The organism is Bacillus sp. GMs2/2, from assembly GCF_050172095.1.
GTDB classification, from domain to species: Bacteria; Bacillota; Bacilli; order Bacillales; family Bacillaceae_G; genus Bacillus_A; species Bacillus_A cereus.
The window spans coordinates 41,811-65,193 of the sequence record NZ_JBNLYE010000003.1; the positions used below are offsets into that span (position 1 = coordinate 41,811).

A 23,383-nucleotide genomic window follows, 5' to 3' on the forward strand; every position below is an offset into this window, starting at 1 on the left:
GAGCCAGAACAAGGTAGAAACTCAGGTGATTGCAGACATATCTAATTTAATAAGTAACCTTGGAAGAGCTACACAAGCATGGAATACATTTTTTCAGCAGATTAGTAGACCACCTCCTATCCCACCAGCACCGCAACCACCGTCACCTCCACCATTACCGCCAGCGCCACCAGCACCACCGCCTCCTGATTATTCAGGGTGGCGTTCTAGATTTCAAGAAGTAGGTAATCAAGCAATTGAAATGGGCCGACGTGTACAGCAAACAGGGCAAACAATGCAAAATGCATTTGGTCCAGCAGCTGCAGCGTCGGCTTTTGCTTTAGGGAGTATGATTCAAAAGTCACGAGAATTTGAATCACAAACTCGTAAAGCGGCAGTTTTAACTGCAGGTGACTACGGTCAAGTAAAGAAAGCGATTCTTGATATGGCAAAGGATTCTGTGTATTCAACAGGGCAGGTAGCAGCGGCTTTCGCTGAAATGGGTGCGAAAGGTTTCGATTCGGCTCAAGCAACGTCCGCATTACCTGGTGTGTTGAGTGCAGCGGCTGCGTCAGGCGAAGACCTGGGGATGGTTGCTGATACGATTACGTCAGCTTTAAACTCATTTGGTATGGAGGCAAGTCAAAGTACACATGTTGCTGATGTTCTAGCAACAGCCGCAAACGCAACGGCTGCAGGTGTAGGGGATATGCAATACGCTTTTAAATATGCGGCGGGTCCAGCAGCTCAATTAGGCATATCGATGGAAGAATTAGCGGCCTCTGTTGGTATTATGTCAAATAGCGGTATTAAAGGGGAGACCGCTGGTACAGCATTACGTGCATCTTTACTACGTTTAGTTAAGCCGCCAAAAGCAGCGGCAAATGAGTTAAAACGGCTTGGCGTATCTATTACGGATCAACAAGGTAATATGAAACCATTGTCTCAAATTATTGGTGAATTAAAAACGGGAATGGAAGGCATGACAAGTGCACAAAAAGGTGCGGCGTTAGCAACAATATTTGGTACAGAAGCTGTATCAGGTATGATGGCACTTGTAGCAGCGGGGCCTGAAAAGATTGATGCTTTAACACAATCCTTAGTGAACTCGGACGGTGCTTCTAAAAAAGCTGCGGACTCCATGCTTGAAGGATGGGCCGGAGCACTGACGAAAATGGAGTCCTCTCTTGATGCTGCAGCACGTGCGTTTACTGATGCATTAGCTCCTGCATTAATGGCTGTAGCTGGAGTAGTTGGAACCTTAGCAAATGCGTTTATGAAATTACCAGCTCCTGTGCAGACGGTGATTGCTTCCGTAGTAGCATTTACTACGGCTTTTTTAGTTATAGCAACGGTAGCGGGTATTGTTATTAACGCAATCGGCGGTGCAATTATCACTCTCGGTCAACTTATGCTATGGATGTCGGGAACATCAAAAGGTGCGGTAATGCTGCGGGCTGCTTTGTCAGCACTGAGAGCCGGATTTGCTTTATTGTTAGGACCGGTTGGTGCGGCTATTGCAATTCTAAGCTTAGTGGGGGTAGCACTAGTTCAACTATACAAACATAATGAGACTTTTCGAAATGCCGTTAATAATGCGTGGGAATCAATAAAAAGTGGGACAGTAGCGGCCGTTGAAGCTATGAAATCTGCCTTTGATTCTTTAGGTTCTTATCTTGGGACAATACCGGAAAAATTTTCAGCAATGGGTACAGCAATCGGCACAGCATTAGAGGCAGGGTTAATTAAAGCGGGTCAAGTGTTTTCTGGTTTTGCAACAGCTGTAGAGATTTCGCTAACTGTAATAAAATCGAAATTTAGCGAATTTGGTCAGGGGATAAGTGGTGCATTTAGTTCAGCAATATCAGGACTTGGTTCAGCATTTGCCGGAATTGGGTCAGCTCTTTCTCCAGTAATTGATTTTATCAAAATGTCTTTTTCCTCAATAGGAAATACGATAGCCACTTTAACACCATTAATTGTACGTTTAGGTTTATCGTTTTTAGGTGTTTCAGGCCCCGTAGGATGGGTAATCGCTATTGTAGCTTCTTTAGGTGCTACGATATTTAAATTGATCAATACAAATGATCAAGTGAAGTCTGCTTTTATGTCGGCTTGGCAGTCTATACAATCGATTTTTAGTTCTGTGATATCTGCGATTTTGCCGGTTGTTCAGTCAATAGCTCAAGGGATTACACAAGCATTTGCACCACTTGCTCCTGAATTTGCGAAAACAGGACAAGTTATAGCAGAAAGCTTTGCCACACTTGGACCTGCTCTTTCTGAGCTAGGCGCGGCCTTTGGTGAGTTAGGTTCTACAATAGCTAGTTTGTTTAGTGAAGTAGTACAAGCTGTAGTACCGATAGCACTCGATTTATTCCGTTTGTTCGGAGAAACAATACAAGCTGTGGTACCTTTAGCATCTGATTTATTCAAACTTTTCGGTCAAGTGATACAAGAAGTAATGCCTATGATTACTGAATTAATTCAGATGTTTGCTGATACGACAATAGAAATTATGCCAGTGATAACGGAGGCTATACAACAAGTAGCTCAAATTTTTACTGAGTTAGCAGCTACAGTTTTACCGATATTCGCTCAAGCTTTTCAAACGGCATTCCCTATTATTTTACAAGTAATCCAGACGGTGTTTAGTATAGCAGGAATGCTGATTCAAGGATTTGGAGAGGTCCTATCTATCATAGCGACATCAGTAATTCCGATTATTCTCCAGGCGGTACAAGCGGTCTTCCCAGTAATAGCTGGGATTATAGCTGCTGCGATTTCCGTTGCGATTCCTGTTATTCAATTATTAGGCCAGGTAATCTCTATCATAGCGACTACAGTTATCCCTTTAATTTTACAAATCGTTCAGGCGGTTTTCCCGGTAATAGTTTCGATAATTCAAGCGGCGATTCCCGTAGCCACTGCGATACTTGAAGGTCTAGCGTCAATAATAAAAGGCGTAGTGATCCCGGCGATTCAATTTATTTTGTCGATTGTCCAGGCAGTTTTTCCAGCTATTATGGGCGTAATAACCTCTGCTATTGGGATAATCACCAACATAATAAAGCTTTTCACTTCAGTTTTAAAAGGAGATTGGAGTGGTGCGTGGAACGCGGTGAAAGGCATTACGTCGAGTGTAATGTCATTAATCGGAAATATCATCCAAGGGGCGATAAATTTAATTTCCGCGGTCGTGACTGGTGGGCTAAATTTAGTGAAATCTATTTTTTCTAGTGTTCTATCAGCGATAGGTTCTCTAGTAAGCTCAATTTTCTCGGGGATAGGCTCGGTTATTTCATCTGTTATGAATGCAGCAGGTAGCATCATTTCCTCAATTTGGAATGCGGCTAAGTCAGCGACATCTAACATCCTAAATTCTATCTATAACACAGTGACTCAAATTTTTGGCAATGTAAAGTCATTCCTAAGCGGAATCGATTTAGGAAGCATAGGGAAAAATATGATGCAGGGGCTTTTAAACGGTATAAGCTCTATGGCTGGGGCTATTTGGGACAAAATTACGGACATCGGAAATGGAATTAAAGATAAAATTTCAGGACTTTTATCGATTCACTCACCGAGTCGTTGGTTCAGGGATTTCATTGGTGTCAATATGATGAAAGGGTGGATTAATGGTATTGATGCAATGAAAGGTGCTATACAAAGAACAACCGAACAAATGACTGAATGGATGAAACCAGAAGCTTTACAAGTAGAGACTGTATACGGAATGCCAAGAGGACTTGGTGCGTACCAGACAGCTAGACCACAAGCAAGCTCAGGAAATAAGGATTCCGGAATTGCTTCAAATTCTACAGCTAGTGAAAGACAACCCGCGTATATTAATATACAGCTTGGTAGACAAGAGTTTAATAGGTTCGTTGATGATATTACTGGAGAGCAAGAGGCTGTGAAAAAACGGAAAGAAGTATTTTAAAGGAGGGCGGTAGATTGTTAGTTTTTAATGGGATTAATTTAGAAGAATATTTCGGGCAAAAATACGAAAAAGGATTTTTTATGGTTAACGATATAAGAGGTCGCGGAATTTTAAGTGACGAAATTAATGAGTTAACGGTACCTCACCGCCCAGGTTCATATTTTTTAAATAAAAGGACTCCCAAGAGAGTATTAGAAGTAGATTTCTCTCTTAAGGGAGTCTCTCTTTTTGAACTAAGGAAACGGATAGATGAATTGAATGGTTTATTAGATACAGAAGAACCTGTGAAAATTAGCTTCACAGACGAACCGGATATTGTGTATTACGGGATTAAGGAATCTGTAGAGGAGACTTTAGAAAAATCTAATATTCATCAAGCAACTATTACACTAATATGTCCAATGCCGTATAAGTTAGGGAATGAGAAAACGGTGGACTTTGAAAATGACGGTCGAGGGTTAATAGCCAACATTCAAAATAAAGGCAGTGCGGAGTCAGAACCTATCATCGAAATTGAAGTTGAAAACCCTTCTACATTTTTAGATGTTCGGAATAAGAGCGTATATCTTCCAAACAAAGAAGATTATTTTCGGATTGGTTACCCGTTACAAGTAAACCAACTTCCAGTAGAGTGGAAACAACGTGTAATGTGGGATGAAATGTCTACTACAGTTGGATGGACAAGTGTATCACAGTTTGAAAACACTAAAGGTGGAGGTACATTCAAATCTAATGGACATCAATTTTATGTAGAAGATTATGGTGATCAGAATTACAAAGGGAATCATGGAGCGATTGCTAAAAAAAGCATTCCTAGCGGACCATTACAAGATTTTATAATGGATGCTTATGTAAGGTTCAACTGCAGTAGTTATGTACAAATGGGGCAAGTAGAAGTGGCCCTACTGGATGAGACTAGTAAACCTGTAGTTCGATTGTCGCTAAACGATGTATATTGGGAGGCTGAAGAAACCTTTGGTGTTGCTAAGATTGCCTATCCAGGGCATCCAGCTGAACAAATGATGATCCATACGCGCGGTATGTATCCTTGGACGTGGAATAATTTTTACGGAAAGTTATGTGTTTACCGTATTGGGAATGAATGGGAGTTTTATATTGCGAAATTTGCGTACGGTACTGAGATTGATGATGCTGGAGCAAAAGCTCGTTGGGTAGACAAAGATGGGATTTTGATGAATAAAATTGCACAGGTACAAATTTCTATCTGTCAATGGTGGAATAATAATCCGGCTGTACTTATGACAGTTGATGATATTAAGATTTGGAAAGTTAACCAAAATACAAGTAATAATCCTCCATATATTGTTGGAAAAGGAGATAAAGTGCAAATCGATACAGCTAAAAGTCTAGTTAGTATTAATGGTTCAAGTGCAATTAATCTGAAGGAATTATTCAGTGATTATCCTAAAATTACTAAGGGCCAGAATAAACTTGAAATTATGCCAGCAAATATCGGAACAGCAAAAGTTAAATATAGGGAGCGATTTCGATGAGAACACCAAGCGGATTACTTCATGTTGTTGATTTCAAAACAGATCAAATTCTATCCGCTATTCAACCAAAGGACTACTGGGAAGATAAGCGTCATTGGGAAATCAAGAATAACATTGATATGCTTGAGTTCAAAATTTTTGACGGTACTCCACATGCAATTACATTACAACAGCAGAACTTGGTTTTAAAGGAAGTACGTGATGGTCGAATTGTTCCGTATGTTATTAATAATGAAGTAGAAAAAGATTCAAAGGATAGATCATTAACTGTACACTCTTCCGGTGCCTGGGTTCAAATCGCCAAAGATGGGATTATTAAACCTCAACGTATAGAGAGCGAAACAGTTAATACGTTTATTGATATCGCTCTTGCCGATTCAAAATGGCAACGTGGAATAACGGATTATTCTTCGTTCCACACGATGACGATCGATGAATTCATCGATCCCCTTACTTTTTTAAAGAAAATTGCAGCTTTGTTTGAATTGGAAATCCAATATCGAGTTGAAGTATCTGGTTCTCAAATTACTGGATGGTACGTCGATATGATAAATAAACGAGGGAGAGAAACAGGGAAGGAAGTAACCCTGGGAAAAGACTTAGTAGGCGTTAGACGCATTGAGCATTCCAGGGATATTTGTACCGCCTTAGTCGGATTTGTACGAGGTGAAGGTGATGAAATTATCACGGTTGAGAGCATCAATAACGGACTTGTTTATATTACAGATAGTGATGCCTTTCAACGTTGGAATGCACATGGTAAACATAAATTTGGTTTTTACACTCCAGAAACAGAAGACCAAAATATGACACCAAAACGATTAATGACTTTGATGAAGACGGAATTAAAGAAGCGTGTCAATACTTCAGTTTCGTATGAAGTAGAGGCACAATCAATCGGTCGCATTTTCGGACTAGCACATGAACTAATCAATGAAGGCGATACAATCCGAATCAAAGATACAGGCTTTACACCTAAGTTATACCTTGAAGCAAGGGCAATCGCTGGTGATGAATCATATACGGATCCTTCGCAAGATAAATATGTATTTGGAGACTATCGAGAGATTATAGATTCGAACGAGGAATTACGAAAATTATATAACAAAATGCGTGCTTGGTTAGAGGGGAAGGCTAACAAGGAACTGTTAGAACAACTAGAAAAGTTGGCCGAAGAAGCAAAGAAAGAATCGGGAAAAGCTGTAAAGGAATCACAAGAGGCTAAAGATATATCAGAGCAACTAAAAAAAAATATTGAAAATAATATGGTTAACATTATAGAAAGTAAAGAACCACCAACTACTGATCTTAAGCCAAACAAAACGCTATGGCGTGATATTAGTAATGGAAAGCCTGGTATTTTAAAAATATGGACAGGTACAACTTGGGAATCGGTTGTTCCGGATACAGGACCATTACAAAAAGATATAAAGAATGCACAAACAGAAATTGATACTTTAAAAGAGACAATTGAAGATATACCTGATAAGACTTGGTTAAATCAGCAACTTGAAGGAAAGGCCAACAAAGAGGGTGTTTATACAAAAGATTGGGTAAACGAAAACCTTATTGGAAAGCAAGTGTACGAAACAAACCGTAAAGGTGATATAAAAGTATTAAATGAAACAAAAACGACTGCTGAACGTACAGCTGAAGAAATTAAAAATAAAGCAGAGAAAACGGAGATAACAACTCTAAACGATAATCTTAAACTAGTAAGTCAAACTGCTAATACTGCTAAACAGACAGCCGAATCTAACACTAACACCATTACAGAATTAAAAACTACTGTAAATAATATTTCTGTAGGTTCAATCAATTTAGCTAGCGGTTCAGAAACAGGGTTAAATAAACAGAACATGACTGGAACCTGGTCAGACAGTAAACAAATGACTTTATCGGATAAGGTCAACTATAGAAATAAAATTTTTACTATCTCATTTTTGTTTATTGGTAAAATAACAAAAATCAATACAAATGCTTGGTTTGGCGTAGAAACAGCGATAACGTATGCAGATGGAGAGCAAGAATGGCAATCTGTACGTGCTGACTCGCAATTAAAGATTAATGTGGATTATAAAGATGAACCTCTATCAGTCACGTTCAAAACAAAAGATAAGGACATAACTCTGATTAGATTTTATTATTCTGGTCGTAATATTGATGGTAATTTAAACTCACATCACGCTAAATTTGAAGAGGGTAACATACGAACTACATGGCAACTTTCTAACGATGAAGTTACCTCTAAAGCAGATTTTACCCAAACAACTAATGAAATTCAACAAACAGTAAATACGAACTCAAAAACAATCTCGAAAGTACAACAAGATCAAGGTACAATGCAAACAACTCTAAATGAAGTGAAGCAGACCACAAATTCGAATTCTCTTAATATTAAAACGCTAACAGAAACACAAACAAATCAAGGAAAGCTCATTCAAGAAAACAAGAATGAAATTACGCAAACAAAAGACTCATTAAGTTCAAAGATTTCGGAAAAGCAAATGAAAGCTTATGTAGGGGCACTTGGTAGTATAAATCAATTTTTCAATACAGAGTTTAAGAAAAAAACAGTTGATGCTAATGGCAATATAACAAATGAAGTTGCTAGTACCGATAAATGGACAGTAGCAGGAGTTGTATCAGGTGCTACAGTAACACCAGTAACAGACAGACGTCATGACGGTTATAACTCAGTCAGAATTGCAAATGCGGGGGTTACAGCAAATAGCTGGACTGGTATTGCTCAAAGTATTGGAGCCTCACAAAATAGCGGTGACTACGTATTGTCTGCATGGGTCTATGTAGTAGATAAAAACTTATTAGACCAAGGAGCGTGCGTTAAGCTTCAATTCTTTAATGGTTCAATCGCATTAGGTTATGAGCAAACTGAAATAAAAGAGTTATTAGTTAATGGCTCCTGGATACTAGTTAGTGTAACCATTAAAGCTCCTGACGTTCCTGTAACTCGTTTGCAAGGAGATATATGGGTACGCCGTAATGGCACAATGTGGGTATCTCAACCGCAGCTACAGCAAGGAAAAGAACCATCTGTATACATACCAAACCCAAAAGACATTACCAACTATAAAGAATTAGTGGATTTAGTAGCGGACAAGGTTGCAAAAAGTGATTTTGATACAGTAACTACAAACATGCAGACAGAAATCCGGCAGAATACTGAAGAAATAGGTTTTCGTGCTAAAGCGACTGAAGTGTACTCAAAGACGGATGCCGACAAAAAATTTGCTTATGTTTTAGAAATGGAAGCGGCTTTTAGTTTAACAAATCAAAATATTAATTCTAGGGTTAAAAAAGGCGATGTTATATCCCAGATTAATCAATCAGCTGAGGAAATTCTAATTCAGGGGTCCAGAATTAATCTTATAGGATATGTAACAGCTGAGCATATCAAAGGGAAAGTTTTAGAAGGAGTAACACTTAAAACGAGTGGAAACAGATTTGTTGAAATAAATAAGCAAGACATGAAGATTTTCGATGCAGATAAGCCACGTGGTTATATAGGATTTATGGAAACAAATGATGGAAGTATTCAACCTTCATTAGTCCTTGGTTCTGATAATAGAAAATACGCTGGTACAGGATCATTTTATATTTATCAAGTCATGCCGCGAATTAATGGAGTCGATCAACCCTCTAAAGCATATGCAAAATTTGGGATTTCTAAAGGAGAAAATGCAGAAGGAACTAATATTTGGTCAAACTATATTCAAATGCATAATGACGGTGGACATCTGAGCGTATATTCAGATGGACAACTTCGTTTTCAAAACTTGAATAATATTATTTTTGAATCTGAAGGATGGGCTCCAGGATATGGTTACTTCTCTGTAACTACAACTGAGCCGCATATTTTTACAAATAACTCGGGTCAGTTTACTTTCAAAAGAAAAGGCAGTGACTATAAAATACATTTCGTAAACGGCGCCACCGATCATGATTTAATCATGGGTAATGCAATGATAAGATCAAGTTTTGTACAAGGTTATAACAACGGCTTACAGATTAAAGATATGATGGGCAAAGGATGGAAAGATATAGAATTAAGAACACTACGAGCGCAAGAAAATATAAATGCTAATGGTCAAATGTGGGCGAAAGCATTTAATCCGACATCAGCTAGAAATATGAAAGAAAATATAAAAGATATTCCTTTCTCAGCTCTTGATAAAATCATGAGTTTAGTTATCAAACAGTACAACTTCAAGGATGATATGTATGATCTGTATCAAATGCGTGTAAACAAGCCGGAAGAAAAAACAGAACCATATACAACAAAAGAAATTGAAACGTATTTCGGTATGATTGCAGATGATACGGAAGATATATTTACAGATAAAGAGAAACGGGCCATAAATTTATATAATACTGTTTCAATATTTATTGCAGCTTTCCAACAGTTTTACGATGAGTATAAGTTATTGAAAGAAGAAAGCGCACAATCAAAAAGAAGGATTGAAACGCTCGAAACCAATATAGCTGAGCTGAAAGATATAGTTCAAAAATTAATAAACGAGAAACCGGAGCAGCCATAAGCTGGTCTTTTTTTATTGTCTAAAAGGGGTGATGGCGGTGGAGCAAAAAGAGTACGAACGTATTGCGAAATTAGAAGTGCATCTTCAAACAATGAACGCCGCAGTTAAACGAATCGAGGAAAAGCTAGACTACAATCAAAAAAATTATATGCAAAGGACTGAAGTTGATGAAATGTTCAAGTTCCGTGATCGAGAAATACGAGACTTAAAACTAGCGCAAGAAAAGTTGGAAAGTAACAAAAAAGCTCATATATCTATGTGGATTTCAGGACTGTCATTGGCAGTCCTTTTATTATTTAATATTTTAAATTTCTTTAAATGAGAGGGGGTGAGAGCATGGGGAACTTTGATGTAGCTTCAATTAGTCGTTATGTCGTATTAGTAATTGCTGTGATTAATAGTGTCTTAAATCTGATGGGATACCAAACGATTGATGACAAAATTACAAACGATTTAGTAGCCGTAATTACAGGAGCATTTACTTTGTATATGGCTTGGAAGAACAACTATTTGAGCAACAAAGGATTACAACAAAAAGATGTATTAGAAAAAAATAACTTACACTAAAAGGAGATGTTGAGTAATGGAAATTAGAAAAAAATTAGTTGACCCAAGTAAATATGGTATAAAGTGTCCTTATACAATGAATCCAAAATTTATTACAGTTCATAATACGTATAATGATGCTACAGCAGAAAATGAAGTAGCCTATATGATTCGTAATGATAACCAAGTTTCATTTCATGTTGCGGTAGATGATAAAGAAGCTGTACAAGGTCTGCCTTTAGAGCGTAATGCATGGGCTTGTGGTGATGGAAACGGTTCGGGTAATCGAGAGTCTATTAGTGTAGAAATCTGTTATTCTTTAAGTGGTGGAGAGAGATATTACAAAGCGGAAGACAATGCAACTATCGTTGTAGCTCAACTAATGAAACAGTACAATATTCCAATTAGTAAAGTTCGCACACACCAATCATGGAGTGGAAAGTATTGTCCTCATCGTATGTTAGCAGAAGAACGTTGGACTAGCTTTATTGAAAGAGTCCAAAATGCATATAACGGAAGTAACAATCCAGTAATACAAAAACCTACTCTACCTTCAAACGATGGTACAGAAGTTGCTTATATTAACGGTGATAACGTGAATTTACGAAAAGGACCTGGGACTGGATATGCAGTTATTCGTAAGTTAGGTAAAGGAGAATGCTATCAAGTATGGGGTGAGTCAAATGGGTGGCTAAACTTAGGTGGTGATCAGTGGGTATATAATGATCCATCATATATTCGTTATACAGGAGGAAATGCACCAGCACCTTCTAAAACTTCAAATGATGGTATTGGTGTAGTAACTATTACAGCTGATGTTTTACGCGTTCGTACTGGTCCAGGAACTAACTATGGTATCGTAAAAAATGTGTACCAAGGTGAAAAATATCAATCGTGGGGATGTAAAGATGGTTGGTATAATGTTGGTGGTGATCAGTGGGTTTCAGGTGGATATGTGAAATTTGAAAAGTAAAATATATTACAAAATAGCATGGATAAATGCTAATGGATTCAAAGGATTTTATACAAAATAATAGCTTGATTAACAAAAATAATCTAAAAGCATGCTTCTATATAGGAGCATGCTTTTAGATTACATATAAGTATTATTTTTTCAATGTTGCCTGACCTTGACGTCTTTGTAGTTTAATCTTAGTTGCTGGTGGTAGTAATGATTTCCCGTATTTTAACCAATCATAAATTCGTATTAGTCTTTTTAGTTCCATGGACGCAGGTGTATCTGCGTCCAATTTATCTATATGCTGTTTTAACAAATGATGTAATTCATCGAGGTTAATCCCATCTGCTCCTAAATGAGGAATACACTGGAGGGCTTTTGTAAAATCAGCGTATCCCTCTATTGTTTCGGGGATATTATTATACAAACGTAATTGCGACTTTTTGATATCTCTCTGTGATTGAGTTAAAAAGTAATTCATGGTTAGTTTCTTTCCTAGTTTCCTTTTTAACTGTACGGGTAATTCTTCAGTTTCAATTCCGCATTCTTTTATAAACTTGAAAACAGGAAGTCTATGATTTGTTCCTAACAATTGCGGTAATGTCTGGCTAATTAATGCATCATAGTCATATGAAGGTGGATCAGCTAAAATTTCTTTATAAATATCTATTTGTGGAATAGACTGGTACCCTATTGAATTTAAGTAACCTGTATCCAGCATTTCATCTCGAGCCGCCCTAAGTTGTTCCGCTGCTTTAGTTACCCCAACACCTATAACAAATTCAATGTCTGCAGCATTTAGATTTTCTCCATCAATAACTGCTACTTTTCCACTTGGATCATTCGTTTTTACTAATTCATAAATTTGTGATTTAATCTGACGCATAGTTTTCATGCTGAACTTTCTTTTGTTTTTCGATAGTGCTTTATAAACTAATTCGTAGTTATCAGTTTTTATTTTTGTAATCGGAATTGTAACACGGTTACTGGTTGTAAAAGAAGAAGATTCAAAAGCGTCTGTTGCACCAGCTGCACGCTCCACAAAAATTAACCGATCTTTAAGTTTATCTATGTTTTCTTGATCTAAACATGCAGTAATAGAATCTAAAATTTGTTGAATATTAGGGTCAGATATTGAATAACCGAGAAAAATGACAGGGTGTTCTATGAAAATTGTTAATAATTTGGCTGCAAGGTATGGGTTCTTTTGATTGAAAAGTTTGTAGTCATTAGAAGTTAGTACTAACGACTCGTGGTTAGTACTACACCCATGTATCTTATAGAGCTCATTGACTTCAAAAGGTTGGGAAAATAAAAGTTCTTTTTGGCCAATATATGCTTTTATATCGGAATCTACGAATACCTGCTCTAAAAAAGTATCCCAATTAGTAGTAATAATGCCGTCTATCACAACTTGTTTTAAAGCATCGATTTCTCTGTCATTATTTTCGTTTTTACCGTATTCATAGGTAATACCCCTTAGATATTGGGCAATCTCAATTTTTAGAGGGCTCTCTATAGTATTGATTTTACCTTTAAATTTTTCTCTGCTTGTTAGGTATTTATCATCATCCCACCAAATCGGGTGGAAATCTTGAGCTATTAGTCTTGCAACTTCAGGTAGTTCTTTATTTGCCGTTGAGACATAATAGTCATAACTTCGAGGAACTAACTCCGAAAATTGTTCTAATAGACCATCCCAATTAGGTAGGTTTAAGTATCTTCTAGAAAATCCTGAGCCTATAAATAAAAAAGGTGCTGTACTTATTTTCTTTAGATGTTCTGCTAAAAGTTCTTCTATATTAATCATACTATCCATCCTCAATTATTAAGTTTTATGTGTTGTTAGTACGGCACTTAATAGTTATGGCATTTGATCGTTTTATCTCCACTCTACTAAAGTACGTTTCTTGCAACTTCCACAATTAAAATAACCATTTCCTTTTGTAATTCTTTGTTTATGACTGCAGTTGGGACACTGGATTTCTTGTTTTTCAAACGCTGCATATATAAAGCCTAACGAAAAAAGAAACAGTGGAACCGCAAAAAATAACCCAACTATTGTGATACCTAAGATAACAGAAAGTAGGATGCCAAAAATTCCGGAAACTATTGAAGCTTTACGGCCAAATTTTTCTTTTATGGAACTCTTTTTTTGCTCAATCTCAATAATGTAAGTATTACTGTCTACGGTTGTTTTTATCTCCATATTTCTCCTCCTTTACCATTTTTAAATAATTATATCAGAGTATTAAGAAATATTTCTATAAATAAAAACAGTACATTTATTTTATGTACTGTACAACGTCTTCAATACGGTATGTTTTATCAACACCGTTTTCTTCAGCTAATTGATTTAAAGCATCCAGGATTGACTTTAATGTGTCAAAACGTACAAGACCAACCTCACCATTAACTAGATTACTAATAGTGGCTGGACGAACTTTTGATTCGACTGCTAACTTGTTTTTGGTAATCCCAATTTCCTCCATTGTTTCTCCTAAAGTGAATACCATAGAACTCATGGTAATACCTCCGTTCATTCCGATCATTTATTACTTTACATTTTACACAATTTACATATCAAAGTAAAACTTTTTTCGGAAGACTATTGACGTATGACTCCTAGAGTTATATATTAACACTAACAAAGTTTTACTTCTAGAGTCATACTTTTATGGAACAAGAAGGGTGGAACGGTATATATGCAAAAAATAAGCGATTACTTCGGTTTAGAAACAAAATCTGATTGTATTTGGTTTTATGGTTTTTATACTGTAGCTTCGGTTTTATTCATTATCAATATGCTTATAGCTCATGTTCTATAAGCTCTCTCTTTAACCAAATATCGGACAACCTCCAGCCTCGTGAGTATCTTCATTTGAAAAAACAGATATACACGAGGTCTAGTTTCCTATTGTCTTTTTTAGGTAACTAAGAGGAGGATCCACACGAGGAATGACCTAACACTCGTTAAACTTGAACAGGTTAGCTAAGCCAACGTCAGAAAGTTAAGCGTCCTAACAAATAGCGTTTCCTTGTTTACGTTGTTAGGAGTCTAGGCGAGTACGGCCATTAACGGTACGGCGGTTGCTTGGCGTGCTACAGCACGGGTAGCAGCTGATAATGAAAGAATTATAGGTTACGAGTAATAAAGGATACGCCAGTAGTGCATTTCCTTTCCTGATTCTTTCTGCAGATAGGACAAGCTTTATCTGTAAAAAGTCAGCTGTGTAAGAAATTACAGCGTTTAAACAGGGTGTTACTATACGGATTCCTTAACCCGATAGACCATGATTGACAGAACGTCTACTTTACGACGCTTTTTATTTTTGAAGCGTTGTAAGGTAGTCATTCTCTGCCCTAGCCGTTGTCCTGTACCCTCATCCCATGATTGTCCGTTGAAAGCAAAAGTCAAGTGTAAAGATAAAGATTTATTAAGGCTGGAGGGAGAAGAATTACTCCTCGACGGTCCAGATCTCCTCAATGGGTTTACCAAGTTCTTTGCAAATTAAATAAGCTGTATCAAAACGAGGTTTTGTACGATTGCGAACAATTGCACTAAGAGTAGAGTCGTCAACTCCAATACGTTTTGCAAAATCACTCTGTTTAATATCAAGTTCTGCAAAGATTACTTTAAGTCTACATTTAAACTTCATATACACTCACCTCAAGAATTTACTTTCTATATACAGAAATAAACTCCTTTATAAATAGTACAGGCTAAAAAGAAAAAAATTGGTGTGGACGTGCAAAAATAGTTCTCTAGGTCATATACCTATATTAAGACCACGAGGAATACCAAGTGGAACTAAGGACATCAAGAGGGGAAAGGTGAGGAATAATGAGACCTGGATATAAGTATTTACCTCGTATGCAGCTGTATCCGTCACAAACCTTGTTTAACATGTACACAGAAGCGGACGACGAAAATGAAGTGCGTTGTGTGTACGATCACATTGCAAAACACGATATGCTACAAAATTCAAATTACATCGATATCGTTGATTTGTTAGGGGAAGAGGAACCTTATGGACCGTATAACGAGATAGGGATTCAGAAAAGGATTGATGCGTATTTAGATGATTGTAAACAGTGGAGGGATGAATAATGAGATGGCAATATGATTACTTAAATGACACTCCGTATTTGTATTCATCAAAAGAGCTAAGAAACATGTATAAGGAGTCCAGAGGAAAAGGAGAAGCTAATTCTATCGTAAAGCATATGGAAAGACATGAGGTGTTTAACAATAAAGAATACCGAGGTTATTACAGCTTATCTAACGATATTATGGAGGATCTATACGGGGAAGAGGAAGAACTTCTTGAATGGGATGAAATGGTTAATCAGTATCAACCGATTCTCACGTCAAAAGGATTACAACTAAAGAGAAAGAGGGATTCGATATGACACTTGCTGGGGAAGTTGTAGTAATTTGGACAGCGACAGGATTGTCTGTAGTGGCGATGAAGGTAGCTGAGAAAATGGGGATGCATGTTCCACATTGGCTTCCACGTATGACGATGTATACAACTCTTACCGGCTCGTTTTTGTATCTTCTACGTTATGTGCTAATGGTGTTTCTTTGAAGGAATGGAACCTGGAATCATGGGACATTTTGTTATATAAGGAAAATAACTTGTATGTAAATCTTCCAGTAAAGAGCAACTATATCCTTTAAGGATATATAAGGAGTGAACCCCTATGCTTGAATTGTTATTAATACCTGCAGTTTCGCTCGGGTATGCTTTGCTAAATGATAGTTTAAAAGGAAAAGAGGATGATAGAAAGAAGATACAAGTATTCTTTGAAGTAAGTGGGATTGCAATTAGGAAGGATGAAAAATTACATTATCCGGTTTTTCTCGAAAGAAAGGAAGATGATCGTAGTACGACTTATGTATATAAACTTCCGTTAGGGATGCCATCTAAATTAATACAAAAGGTTGAGGATGTTGTAAGTGAAGGATTAAATAAGCCTGTACGCATCAAATACGATAACTACAAGATAATGATTCGGGTATTCAGTAAACGTATCCCAAAAAAGTGGTGTTGGAATGAAGGGCTAGTAAAAAAAGGTGAATGGCAAGTACCGATGGGGCAAAGCATCGAGAAGTTAATTTATCATGACTTTGATAAAACTCCTCATATGGTACTAGGTGGTCTTACACGAATGGGGAAAACAGTATTTATGAAAGTACTACTTACTACTTTGATTGAGGCGAACCCTGAAAATGCTCACGTATATTTAATTGATTTAAAGGAAAAGGGATTAGAATTTAGTGAGTTTAGCGGCTTAAAACAGGTGGTGGAAGTGGCTGACTCTGTAGAAAAAGCACATCATGTACTAAAACAAATAATGAAAAAAATCGAAGAGCGTGGAAAATTCATGAAGGAAAATGGTTACAAAAATATTGTTGAAACAAAAGAAAAAGGTCGGTATTTCGTTATTGTTGACGAAGGTGCCGTGCTTGCTCCGGCCAAAGGATTACCACGTCATGTTAATAAGATCCGAGAAGAGTGTCAGTATATGCTTAGTTATATCGCAACTGTATCAGGAGGTTTAGGCTTTCGTTTGATTCTGGCTACCCAGTATCCTACGGTTACTTCAATCCCATCAGTAGTAAAGCAAATGTCTGACGCGAAGTTAGGATTTCGTTTACCAACATATAAGGCATCTGAGGTTGTTCTTGATGAATCGGGGCTAGAAACATTGCCGTCCTTACCTGGTAGAGCTATTTATAAAACTGATCGACTAACTGAGCTGCAGGTACCGTTTATTAGCGATGAAATGATGTGGGAACATCTTAAACAATACGAGGTGAAAAAAGATGAACATCCAGACACATATCAAAATAAACCGTCAGATGACGATTCTGACCTCGATTAGAAAGTTGAAATTCGCAACACGTAGGCATCTAATGGCGGTGCACGATATGGGAGGGATTCGTAACGCAAATCGTATTTTAAAAGACCTCAGTCCTTATGTAAATAATACAGTGTACCAAAAAGAGTATGTGTATTATTTAAATAAAAAGGGCCGTGAACTGTTTGACGATACAGAGAAGATTGTACCAAATAGCCGATTAGCTCACAGCCTTATGCGTAATGAAGCGTGGCTCTATCTGTTTTGTCCCGACGACTGGCAGATAGAAACACCTATACGTTATAAAGTAGATGATAAAAAGAAGACAATTATTCCAGACGTAAAATTGCGAGATGAAGAAGGAATTTTAAATGCTGTTGAAATAGATCGTACGCAAATGATGCATGTGAACGCTGAAAAGATGAGCAGGTATAGGGAATTTTCGTTATACTACAAAAACAAATACAACGGAAAAATACCGCTCATTCATTTCTTTACCATGACAGAATACAGACAAAAAAAGCTGGAGCAACTTGCAGCTAAATACGATGTGTATGCGAAAGTTTATGTGGTTCCAGGTGTTTCATGATGAAAAATTACTGGACTCGTGTAAACATTTTAGGGTGTAATAACCGGTTGCGGATTAACGGCGAAAGTGGTGTGGTTTATCAAAGTAAAAGAGACAGTAAACGATGGATGTGGCGAAACAATATTATCGATGCACCGGATCTGGATAGTGCTGAAAAGGTTATAAGGTTACTGGATTTACAGCCTGAAACGCACAGAAAGTTGTTTAGTGGTCTAATTACAAGGAAGAGGTGATTCACCTATGAATTTATTACCACCTCCACAAATCAATCCAATCAATAAGGATGCTGTAATTGATGACTTGAAAAGACGATTAGCAGCAACTGAATTCCAGCGCGATCACTATGAACACTTATACTGGGAATCAAATAGGGAGGCTTATAAATATTGGTGTGAATTGAATTCTAAAAAAGCATTGGATTCAAAGTAGAAATGAGGAGGGGAATTATATGACTTCTATCAAAGTTAACGGTGAATATATAGCTCCAAAAGGAAGCACGATTTGCGAATGGTGTAAACGTACACTAAAAAAAGGAGAATGGGTAAAAAATAATTTTGAATACGGTATCTTTCATGAAGAATGTCACGATGAGTACATGGCGAACGAATTTCCATATGATTACGGTAGATGGGGAAATGATATTACAGAGGAAGATGTGGACTAAAACCTTAGAACCCTAACAGTAATAATACTTATATATTATTACTAATAATATACTCTATATATAATATATATTTATAAGTTATATATTTATATTATATATATAAGGCATATTTTTTATAGAGGGGGTTCTTTTTTGTTTTTGTTTTTACTAGATGCTGTTGTGTATTGTTTACCCCCTCCTAAATTTTTGAGATTTATATATTTTTATTTTGATGACTGTAGAAAGTTGTCTTTTTACATTGGTAATAGATTGCCAGTTTTCGCGGTTAATCATATAATTTAATCATGATTATTCTTAGCAACAAACAGGAGAGGGTGTGTAAAAATTGCGATATGCTGTGTATGTACGTGTATCAACTGATAAGGACGAACAAGTATCATCAGTTGAAAACCAGGTTGATATTTGCCGATACTGGATTGAGAAGAATGGTTATGAATGGGATCAGAATGCTGTGTATTTTGACGATGGTATTTCGGGTACCGCATGGCTTGAGCGCCATGCGATGCAGCTTATATTACAGAAAGTTAGGAAAAATGAATTAGATACGGTAGTGTTTAAATCGATACACCGCTTAGCCCGCGACCTTAAAGATGCGCTAGAGATTAAAGAAATATTACTTGGTCATGGGGTGCGTTTAGTAACAATTGAGGAAGGTTACGATAGTTACTATGAGGGTAATAATGATATGAAATTCGAGATATATGCGATGTTTGCTGCGCAACTCCCTAAGACATTATCAACATCCATCTCAGCAGCATTAAGTGCTAAAGTGAGACGTGGGGAGCATACAGGAACCATTCCTTTTGGTTATGATCGTATTGATAAAAAATTAATAATTAATGAGGAGGAAGCGCTCCTTGTTAAGGAAATGTTTGACTGGTATGAAGACGGGCGGGGATATCGTATGATTGCTAATAACTTAAATAAAAAGGGATGCAGGACAAGATTCGGAAACTTATGGTCTGAGGCATCTGTAAAAACAATAGTCACTAACTCTTTATATACTGGTGAACATGTAATGCACAAATATAAAACAGTAAAAGTTGATGGTAAAAAGAAAACCGTTAAAAATCCTAAAGAGAAGTGGTTAGTATTTGAAAATCACCATGATGCTATAATTTCAAAAGAACAATGGGAACGTATAAATCCAGTAAGTGGCGTGAAGGATAAAAAAACAAAATCAGATTATCGTAATGAGTTTCGGGGAATAGTATGGTGTGCACACTGTGGTAAAAGAGTAAGAGCAATTTATGCTGGAGTACGCAGTAAATATGAGCGCGTGTATATGAAATGTTCGACGTATAAGGCGTACGGGACATGTGTAAATCATATACCAGTCCGATATGAAGATTTTCGTAATTTAATCTTAGAACGATTAAAACAAAAGCAGGAGTATATTGAAACTAGATTAGTTGCACAAATTAAGGACAAGCTGCAAGAAAAAATAGCAAAATCAAAAAAGACGATTAAACAGCTAGGGAGTAAAAAAGAAAAACTATTAGAACTTTACATGGATTCGTTCATTGATAAAGAAACTTTCGTTAATCGAAACAGGAAATTAGAAGATGAGATGACAGCTCAGGAACTTCAATTACTTAAATTAAAAGATAAAGATATTCAAAACAGGGAAACAAAGGATATACAGGATGCTTTTATGCTGTTGCAGGAGGAACAGGACTTACATAAAGCTTTTCAGAAACTAATAAAAAAAATAGTGTTTTATCAAGATGGGAAGCTAGATATAGAATATACTTTTGATTATTAATTTTTGTAGCTATTGATATAATGAACATCAAGTAATAACTGGCAGCAAACACAAAATAAATGGTTAGATTATTGGTTGTACGGAATTGAAAATGGAATTATGGATGAACCAATGGTTGATGTGCAACGAGAAAATAAAACGTGGCAAAAGAAAAAAAATTGGCCAGATCCAGCGGCTGTACCTTCAAAAATCCGTATGTATTTAAGTAATAAATCAGTCAATTTACCATTAAGTATGGGAGCGGCTAATAAAGTTTTCTCAGTCTTAGATGATGCACAAATGAAATCAAACCAATTAGTAGCAAACCCAGAATTAGAAGTAGCAAATCGATTAGTATATACAATGCCTGTACTGCAAAAAGATACGCGTATAAGTGGTACACCAAAGATTTCAATTACAGGAAATATTGATCGATCTGTATCAAATTTAACAGCATTACTTGTTGACTATGGAGGAGCGAAGCCGGAAATCGTAACGAGAGGCTGGATGGATCCACAAAACTTAAAGAGTATAGAAAATTCAACAGCGATTCAACCGGGCAAAGATTATACATTTACATGGGACATGCAGCCAGATGATTATGTATTTAAAGCGGGGCATCAAATCGGAGTTGTTTTAATTGCAAGTGATTATGATTATACAATTAGACCGAAAGCTGGCACGAAACTTACAGTGAAATTAAGTGAAGTGACATTGCCGATTGTGAAATAAATATTTTTTCTAAAGAACTTACTAAAGTAAGCTCTTTAATTTGTAGTCTGAATTTTTAATTTTTATATTTCAAATTGGAAGGTTATGTAATACAATATCATTATATTCTATGGAAAGTGAGTGATATATTATGACAGTCAGCTCTTTCGAAATATCATTAAAATTAGAGGTACAGGAAGATTAGTTGAATTGAAATCTTCCGTACGTAAAAACGGAGGAGAAAATAAATGTTTAGCTTTTATAGTACACTTTGTACGGAACTGTATGATTACACAAAACCAGTCGGTTATTCTTTAAATGGTGATATTGAGTATTACAAAGAACGTTTAAAAGATTGTAGAGGAAGAATCCTCGAAGCTGCAGTAGGTTCAGGGCGTGTCATCATTCCGCTTCTAGAGGCTGGTTTTAAAGTGGATGGGATAGATTATTCACCTGAAATGCTAGATTCTTGCCGTAAGCGCTGTAAAGAGAGAGGCTTACATCCTAATTTATATGAAGGAAGCTTGCAACAATTTTCACTTCCGCATAAATATGACGCAATTATCATTCCTACTGGATCTTTTTGTTTAATTGAAAATCGTGTGGATTCTATAAATGCATTGAAATGTTTTTATGAACATCTTAATCCAGATGGACGATTAATCGTAGATATTATGCTTCCGCATGACTGGAAGACTGGGGAAATTCATACATCGACTTTCTCTTTGCCGAGTGGAGACGGAATCACATTAGAAAATAAATCAATTGAAATAGATTGGCTGAACCAAGTTACTGTATCATATTTGAAATATGAAAAGTGGAGTAAAGGACAGTTAGTACAAACAGAACTACAACGCTTTGCGGTACGTTGGTGTGGAATAGAAGAGTTTAAACTTCTGTTAGAAAGTATAGGTTTCTCTAACATTACTTGCTCTGCTGAATATGATTATGAAAAAGAACCGTCAAATGCAAATCAAATGATTACTTTTGAAGCTATGCGAAAAGAATAGAACTAAAACTATGAATAAAAAATAAGGCAATCGATTTAAAATCGGCTGCCTTATTTTTAATTTTATGTAATGGTTTATAGAGAAAGATTGGAGGGAAATAAATGAAACTTATATTAATATTTGGCCCACAAGCAGTTGGAAAAATGACAGTGGGGCAAGAATTAGCAACATTAACCGGTTTAAAACTTTTTCATAACCACATGACAATTGATTTAGTAAGTCCAATTTTTGATTACAGTACGAAAGAAGCAAAAAGACTAGTAAGTTTATTTCGTAATGAAATATTTGAAGAAGTATCTAAAAGTGATTTATCTGGAATGATTTTTACGTATATATGGGCATTTGACCTCCAAGCGGATTGGAATTATATACATCATGTAGAAAGTATTTTTGAATCAAAAGGTGGGACAGTGTATTTTGTAGAGCTGGAAGCGGAATTAGATGAAAGATTAGAACGAAATAAAAGCCCGAATAGATTAGAACATAAACCGAAAAAAAGAGATATTGAGTGGTCTGAAAATAATTTGAAAGAAACGATGAAAAAGCATAGATTAAACTCTCTTCATGGTGAAATTGAAAAAGAAGAGTATATAAAAATTAATAACACGTATTTGAGTGCAAAAGAAGTAGCGGAAATGATTAAAGAGAAGTTTCAATTGTGAAATTTTTGAAGTCTATTTCGTTTTCGTTGTCCAAGCATTCTCCTACTAATTACATATACTATTTATGTTAAAGTCGGCTACTATTTTATATAGGGCTGTTATTTTCCTATAAATGCTATTTTAGTGAAGTGGGAGGAATCAATTTGGAAAACGTAGAACAAGATAGAATTGAAAATCAAGTGTATTCAAATCGTGTAGTAAGATCAGAATTTGATTCGAATTGGGAAACTTGTATATCAAAGAGTGGTTATGTAATTTATGTAGCAACAAGTAATAATGCTGAAGTAATAGTGCTTCTTGCAGATGGTTCAAGTAAATTATTAATTTTCGAAAAAGGCGGTAAAGTAGTAGTTGGTGGCGGCGGAACAAGTCATTACAGTAAGCCGCATATTGCAAGAAATATTTAAGATAGAACATGTTAATTAAGAAGAAGCTGGAAAACGGTTGTCATTCATGTTTAGGACATGATAGACGAACCGTTTTTTATTTGTTTATAAATTTAGAAGAACTTCATTGATTACAAATACATCAGGATGAGCAGCGAAATTAGAAGAAAACTTGGCGGGTAATGGTACAAAATATTATGTAGGTTTGCAAGAATCTTATAAGCGATATAAAAAAGCATTTCCTATTTGG

General features: G+C 36.3%; 22 protein-coding genes and 1 pseudogene. 19 read left to right on the forward strand and 4 right to left on the reverse strand.

Annotated elements, in window-relative coordinates; translation table 11 throughout:
* Window positions 1-25: 25 nt before the first annotated feature.
* Genes ACQGS6_RS01285 through ACQGS6_RS01310 form a run of 6 tightly spaced genes read left to right on the forward strand, consistent with a single transcriptional unit; the run spans window position 26 to window position 11,514 of the window.
* Window positions 26-3,922: a phage tail tape measure protein gene (locus tag ACQGS6_RS01285; RefSeq protein WP_426964847.1), complete on the forward strand. Its 3,897-nt coding sequence runs from the start codon at window positions 26-28 to the stop codon at window positions 3,920-3,922.
* Between the two features lie 14 nt (window positions 3,923-3,936).
* Window positions 3,937-5,436: a distal tail protein Dit gene (locus ACQGS6_RS01290; RefSeq protein ID WP_325761702.1), complete on the forward strand. Its 1,500-nt coding sequence runs from the start codon at window positions 3,937-3,939 to the stop codon at window positions 5,434-5,436.
* Entirely contained in the window at window positions 5,433-9,995 is a 4,563-nt protein-coding gene (locus ACQGS6_RS01295) for a phage tail spike protein (protein WP_426964841.1), read from the forward strand. The genes ACQGS6_RS01290 and ACQGS6_RS01295 overlap by 4 nt, the downstream gene beginning before the upstream one ends.
* A 31-nt stretch (window positions 9,996-10,026) precedes the next feature.
* On the forward strand, window positions 10,027-10,317 hold the full coding sequence (locus tag ACQGS6_RS01300) for a hypothetical protein (protein ID WP_231122442.1): 291 nt from the start codon (window positions 10,027-10,029) through the stop codon (window positions 10,315-10,317).
* Between the two features lie 14 nt (window positions 10,318-10,331).
* The gene (locus tag ACQGS6_RS01305; protein ID WP_426964842.1) at window positions 10,332-10,562 is read left to right on the forward strand and encodes a phage holin; all 231 of its coding nucleotides are present in this window, start codon (window positions 10,332-10,334) and stop codon (window positions 10,560-10,562) included.
* Between the two features lie 16 nt (window positions 10,563-10,578).
* Window positions 10,579-11,514, forward strand: a complete 936-nt coding sequence (locus ACQGS6_RS01310) for an N-acetylmuramoyl-L-alanine amidase (RefSeq protein WP_325761705.1) — start codon at window positions 10,579-10,581, stop codon at window positions 11,512-11,514.
* Window positions 11,515-11,647: 133 nt separating this feature from the next.
* Here the strand turns inward: ACQGS6_RS01310 and ACQGS6_RS01315 are convergent, their stop codons facing one another.
* From ACQGS6_RS01315 to ACQGS6_RS01325, 3 genes are all read right to left on the reverse strand, one after another.
* The gene (locus ACQGS6_RS01315) at window positions 11,648-13,309 is read right to left on the reverse strand and encodes an SIR2 family protein (protein ID WP_426964843.1); all 1,662 of its coding nucleotides are present in this window, start codon (window positions 13,307-13,309) and stop codon (window positions 11,648-11,650) included.
* A 72-nt stretch (window positions 13,310-13,381) separates the two neighbouring features.
* Window positions 13,382-13,708: a hypothetical protein gene (locus ACQGS6_RS01320; protein WP_426964844.1), complete on the reverse strand. Its 327-nt coding sequence runs from the start codon at window positions 13,706-13,708 to the stop codon at window positions 13,382-13,384.
* Between the two features lie 76 nt (window positions 13,709-13,784).
* Window positions 13,785-14,024 (reverse strand): helix-turn-helix domain-containing protein, encoded by a 240-nt coding sequence (locus ACQGS6_RS01325; protein WP_000097410.1) that lies wholly within the window; start codon window positions 14,022-14,024, stop codon window positions 13,785-13,787.
* Window positions 14,025-14,204: 180 nt separating this feature from the next.
* Between ACQGS6_RS01325 and ACQGS6_RS01330 the strand changes: the two genes are divergently transcribed.
* Entirely contained in the window at window positions 14,205-14,327 is a 123-nt protein-coding gene (locus ACQGS6_RS01330; protein ID WP_001169624.1) for a DUF3961 domain-containing protein, read from the forward strand.
* 630 nt (window positions 14,328-14,957) lie between these two features.
* Here ACQGS6_RS01330 and ACQGS6_RS01335 read toward each other — a convergent pair.
* The gene (locus ACQGS6_RS01335; RefSeq protein WP_042597838.1) at window positions 14,958-15,158 is read right to left on the reverse strand and encodes a helix-turn-helix transcriptional regulator; all 201 of its coding nucleotides are present in this window, start codon (window positions 15,156-15,158) and stop codon (window positions 14,958-14,960) included.
* A gap of 185 nt (window positions 15,159-15,343) precedes the next feature.
* Between ACQGS6_RS01335 and ACQGS6_RS01340 the strand changes: the two genes are divergently transcribed.
* From ACQGS6_RS01340 to ACQGS6_RS01395, 12 genes and pseudogenes are all read left to right on the forward strand, one after another.
* Complete coding sequence (locus ACQGS6_RS01340; protein WP_098920089.1) at window positions 15,344-15,610, forward strand: hypothetical protein; 267 nt, start codon at window positions 15,344-15,346, stop codon at window positions 15,608-15,610.
* The gene (locus tag ACQGS6_RS01345; RefSeq protein ID WP_426964845.1) at window positions 15,610-15,912 is read left to right on the forward strand and encodes a hypothetical protein; all 303 of its coding nucleotides are present in this window, start codon (window positions 15,610-15,612) and stop codon (window positions 15,910-15,912) included. The genes ACQGS6_RS01340 and ACQGS6_RS01345 overlap by 1 nt, the downstream gene beginning before the upstream one ends.
* On the forward strand, window positions 15,909-16,091 hold the full coding sequence (locus ACQGS6_RS01350) for a hypothetical protein (RefSeq protein ID WP_000170793.1): 183 nt from the start codon (window positions 15,909-15,911) through the stop codon (window positions 16,089-16,091). Before ACQGS6_RS01345 ends, ACQGS6_RS01350 begins: the two co-directional genes overlap by 4 nt.
* Window positions 16,092-16,206: 115 nt before the next feature.
* The gene (locus tag ACQGS6_RS01355; RefSeq protein ID WP_000891519.1) at window positions 16,207-17,391 is read left to right on the forward strand and encodes an FtsK/SpoIIIE domain-containing protein; all 1,185 of its coding nucleotides are present in this window, start codon (window positions 16,207-16,209) and stop codon (window positions 17,389-17,391) included.
* Window positions 17,333-17,956, forward strand: a complete 624-nt coding sequence (locus ACQGS6_RS01360; RefSeq protein ID WP_325761709.1) for a replication-relaxation family protein — start codon at window positions 17,333-17,335, stop codon at window positions 17,954-17,956. Before ACQGS6_RS01355 ends, ACQGS6_RS01360 begins: the two co-directional genes overlap by 59 nt.
* 240 nt (window positions 17,957-18,196) lie before the next feature.
* Window positions 18,197-18,385 (forward strand): hypothetical protein, encoded by a 189-nt coding sequence (locus ACQGS6_RS01365; protein WP_030025236.1) that lies wholly within the window; start codon window positions 18,197-18,199, stop codon window positions 18,383-18,385.
* Between the two features lie 19 nt (window positions 18,386-18,404).
* Complete coding sequence (locus tag ACQGS6_RS01370; RefSeq protein WP_000200736.1) at window positions 18,405-18,620, forward strand: hypothetical protein; 216 nt, start codon at window positions 18,405-18,407, stop codon at window positions 18,618-18,620.
* Between the two features lie 325 nt (window positions 18,621-18,945).
* A complete protein-coding gene (locus tag ACQGS6_RS01375; protein ID WP_242314631.1) occupies window positions 18,946-20,385 on the forward strand; it encodes a recombinase family protein in 1,440 nt (479 codons plus the stop codon).
* Between the two features lie 24 nt (window positions 20,386-20,409).
* A pseudogene (locus tag ACQGS6_RS01380) lies at window positions 20,410-21,096 on the forward strand (CocE/NonD family hydrolase C-terminal non-catalytic domain-containing protein); the annotation flags it as partial.
* A 227-nt stretch (window positions 21,097-21,323) separates the two neighbouring features.
* A complete protein-coding gene (locus tag ACQGS6_RS01385; RefSeq protein WP_000490908.1) occupies window positions 21,324-22,085 on the forward strand; it encodes a class I SAM-dependent methyltransferase in 762 nt (253 codons plus the stop codon).
* Window positions 22,086-22,186: 101 nt separating this feature from the next.
* Complete coding sequence (locus tag ACQGS6_RS01390; protein ID WP_000767064.1) at window positions 22,187-22,747, forward strand: AAA family ATPase; 561 nt, start codon at window positions 22,187-22,189, stop codon at window positions 22,745-22,747.
* 143 nt (window positions 22,748-22,890) lie between these two features.
* Window positions 22,891-23,154, forward strand: a complete 264-nt coding sequence (locus ACQGS6_RS01395; RefSeq protein WP_000432429.1) for a hypothetical protein — start codon at window positions 22,891-22,893, stop codon at window positions 23,152-23,154.
* Window positions 23,155-23,383 lie beyond the last annotated feature (229 nt).

Coding starts and splice junctions, on each gene's coding strand:
- ACQGS6_RS01295 (WP_426964841.1), top strand. CDS start 5,433: ATGAGAACACCAAGCGGATTACTTCATGTTGTTGATTTCAAAACAGAT.
- ACQGS6_RS01300 (WP_231122442.1), top strand. CDS start 10,027: ATGGCGGTGGAGCAAAAAGAGTACGAACGTATTGCGAAATTAGAAGTG.
- ACQGS6_RS01305 (WP_426964842.1), top strand. CDS start 10,332: ATGGGGAACTTTGATGTAGCTTCAATTAGTCGTTATGTCGTATTAGTA.
- ACQGS6_RS01310 (WP_325761705.1), top strand. CDS start 10,579: ATGGAAATTAGAAAAAAATTAGTTGACCCAAGTAAATATGGTATAAAG.
- ACQGS6_RS01315 (WP_426964843.1), bottom strand. CDS start 13,309: ATGATTAATATAGAAGAACTTTTAGCAGAACATCTAAAGAAAATAAGT.
- ACQGS6_RS01320 (WP_426964844.1), bottom strand. CDS start 13,708: ATGGAGATAAAAACAACCGTAGACAGTAATACTTACATTATTGAGATT.
- ACQGS6_RS01325 (WP_000097410.1), bottom strand. CDS start 14,024: ATGAGTTCTATGGTATTCACTTTAGGAGAAACAATGGAGGAAATTGGG.
- ACQGS6_RS01330 (WP_001169624.1), top strand. CDS start 14,205: ATGCAAAAAATAAGCGATTACTTCGGTTTAGAAACAAAATCTGATTGT.
- ACQGS6_RS01335 (WP_042597838.1), bottom strand. CDS start 15,158: ATGAAGTTTAAATGTAGACTTAAAGTAATCTTTGCAGAACTTGATATT.
- ACQGS6_RS01340 (WP_098920089.1), top strand. CDS start 15,344: ATGAGACCTGGATATAAGTATTTACCTCGTATGCAGCTGTATCCGTCA.
- ACQGS6_RS01345 (WP_426964845.1), top strand. CDS start 15,610: ATGAGATGGCAATATGATTACTTAAATGACACTCCGTATTTGTATTCA.
- ACQGS6_RS01350 (WP_000170793.1), top strand. CDS start 15,909: ATGACACTTGCTGGGGAAGTTGTAGTAATTTGGACAGCGACAGGATTG.
- ACQGS6_RS01355 (WP_000891519.1), top strand. CDS start 16,207: ATGCTTGAATTGTTATTAATACCTGCAGTTTCGCTCGGGTATGCTTTG.
- ACQGS6_RS01360 (WP_325761709.1), top strand. CDS start 17,333: ATGAACATCCAGACACATATCAAAATAAACCGTCAGATGACGATTCTG.
- ACQGS6_RS01365 (WP_030025236.1), top strand. CDS start 18,197: ATGAATTTATTACCACCTCCACAAATCAATCCAATCAATAAGGATGCT.
- ACQGS6_RS01370 (WP_000200736.1), top strand. CDS start 18,405: ATGACTTCTATCAAAGTTAACGGTGAATATATAGCTCCAAAAGGAAGC.
- ACQGS6_RS01385 (WP_000490908.1), top strand. CDS start 21,324: ATGTTTAGCTTTTATAGTACACTTTGTACGGAACTGTATGATTACACA.
- ACQGS6_RS01390 (WP_000767064.1), top strand. CDS start 22,187: ATGAAACTTATATTAATATTTGGCCCACAAGCAGTTGGAAAAATGACA.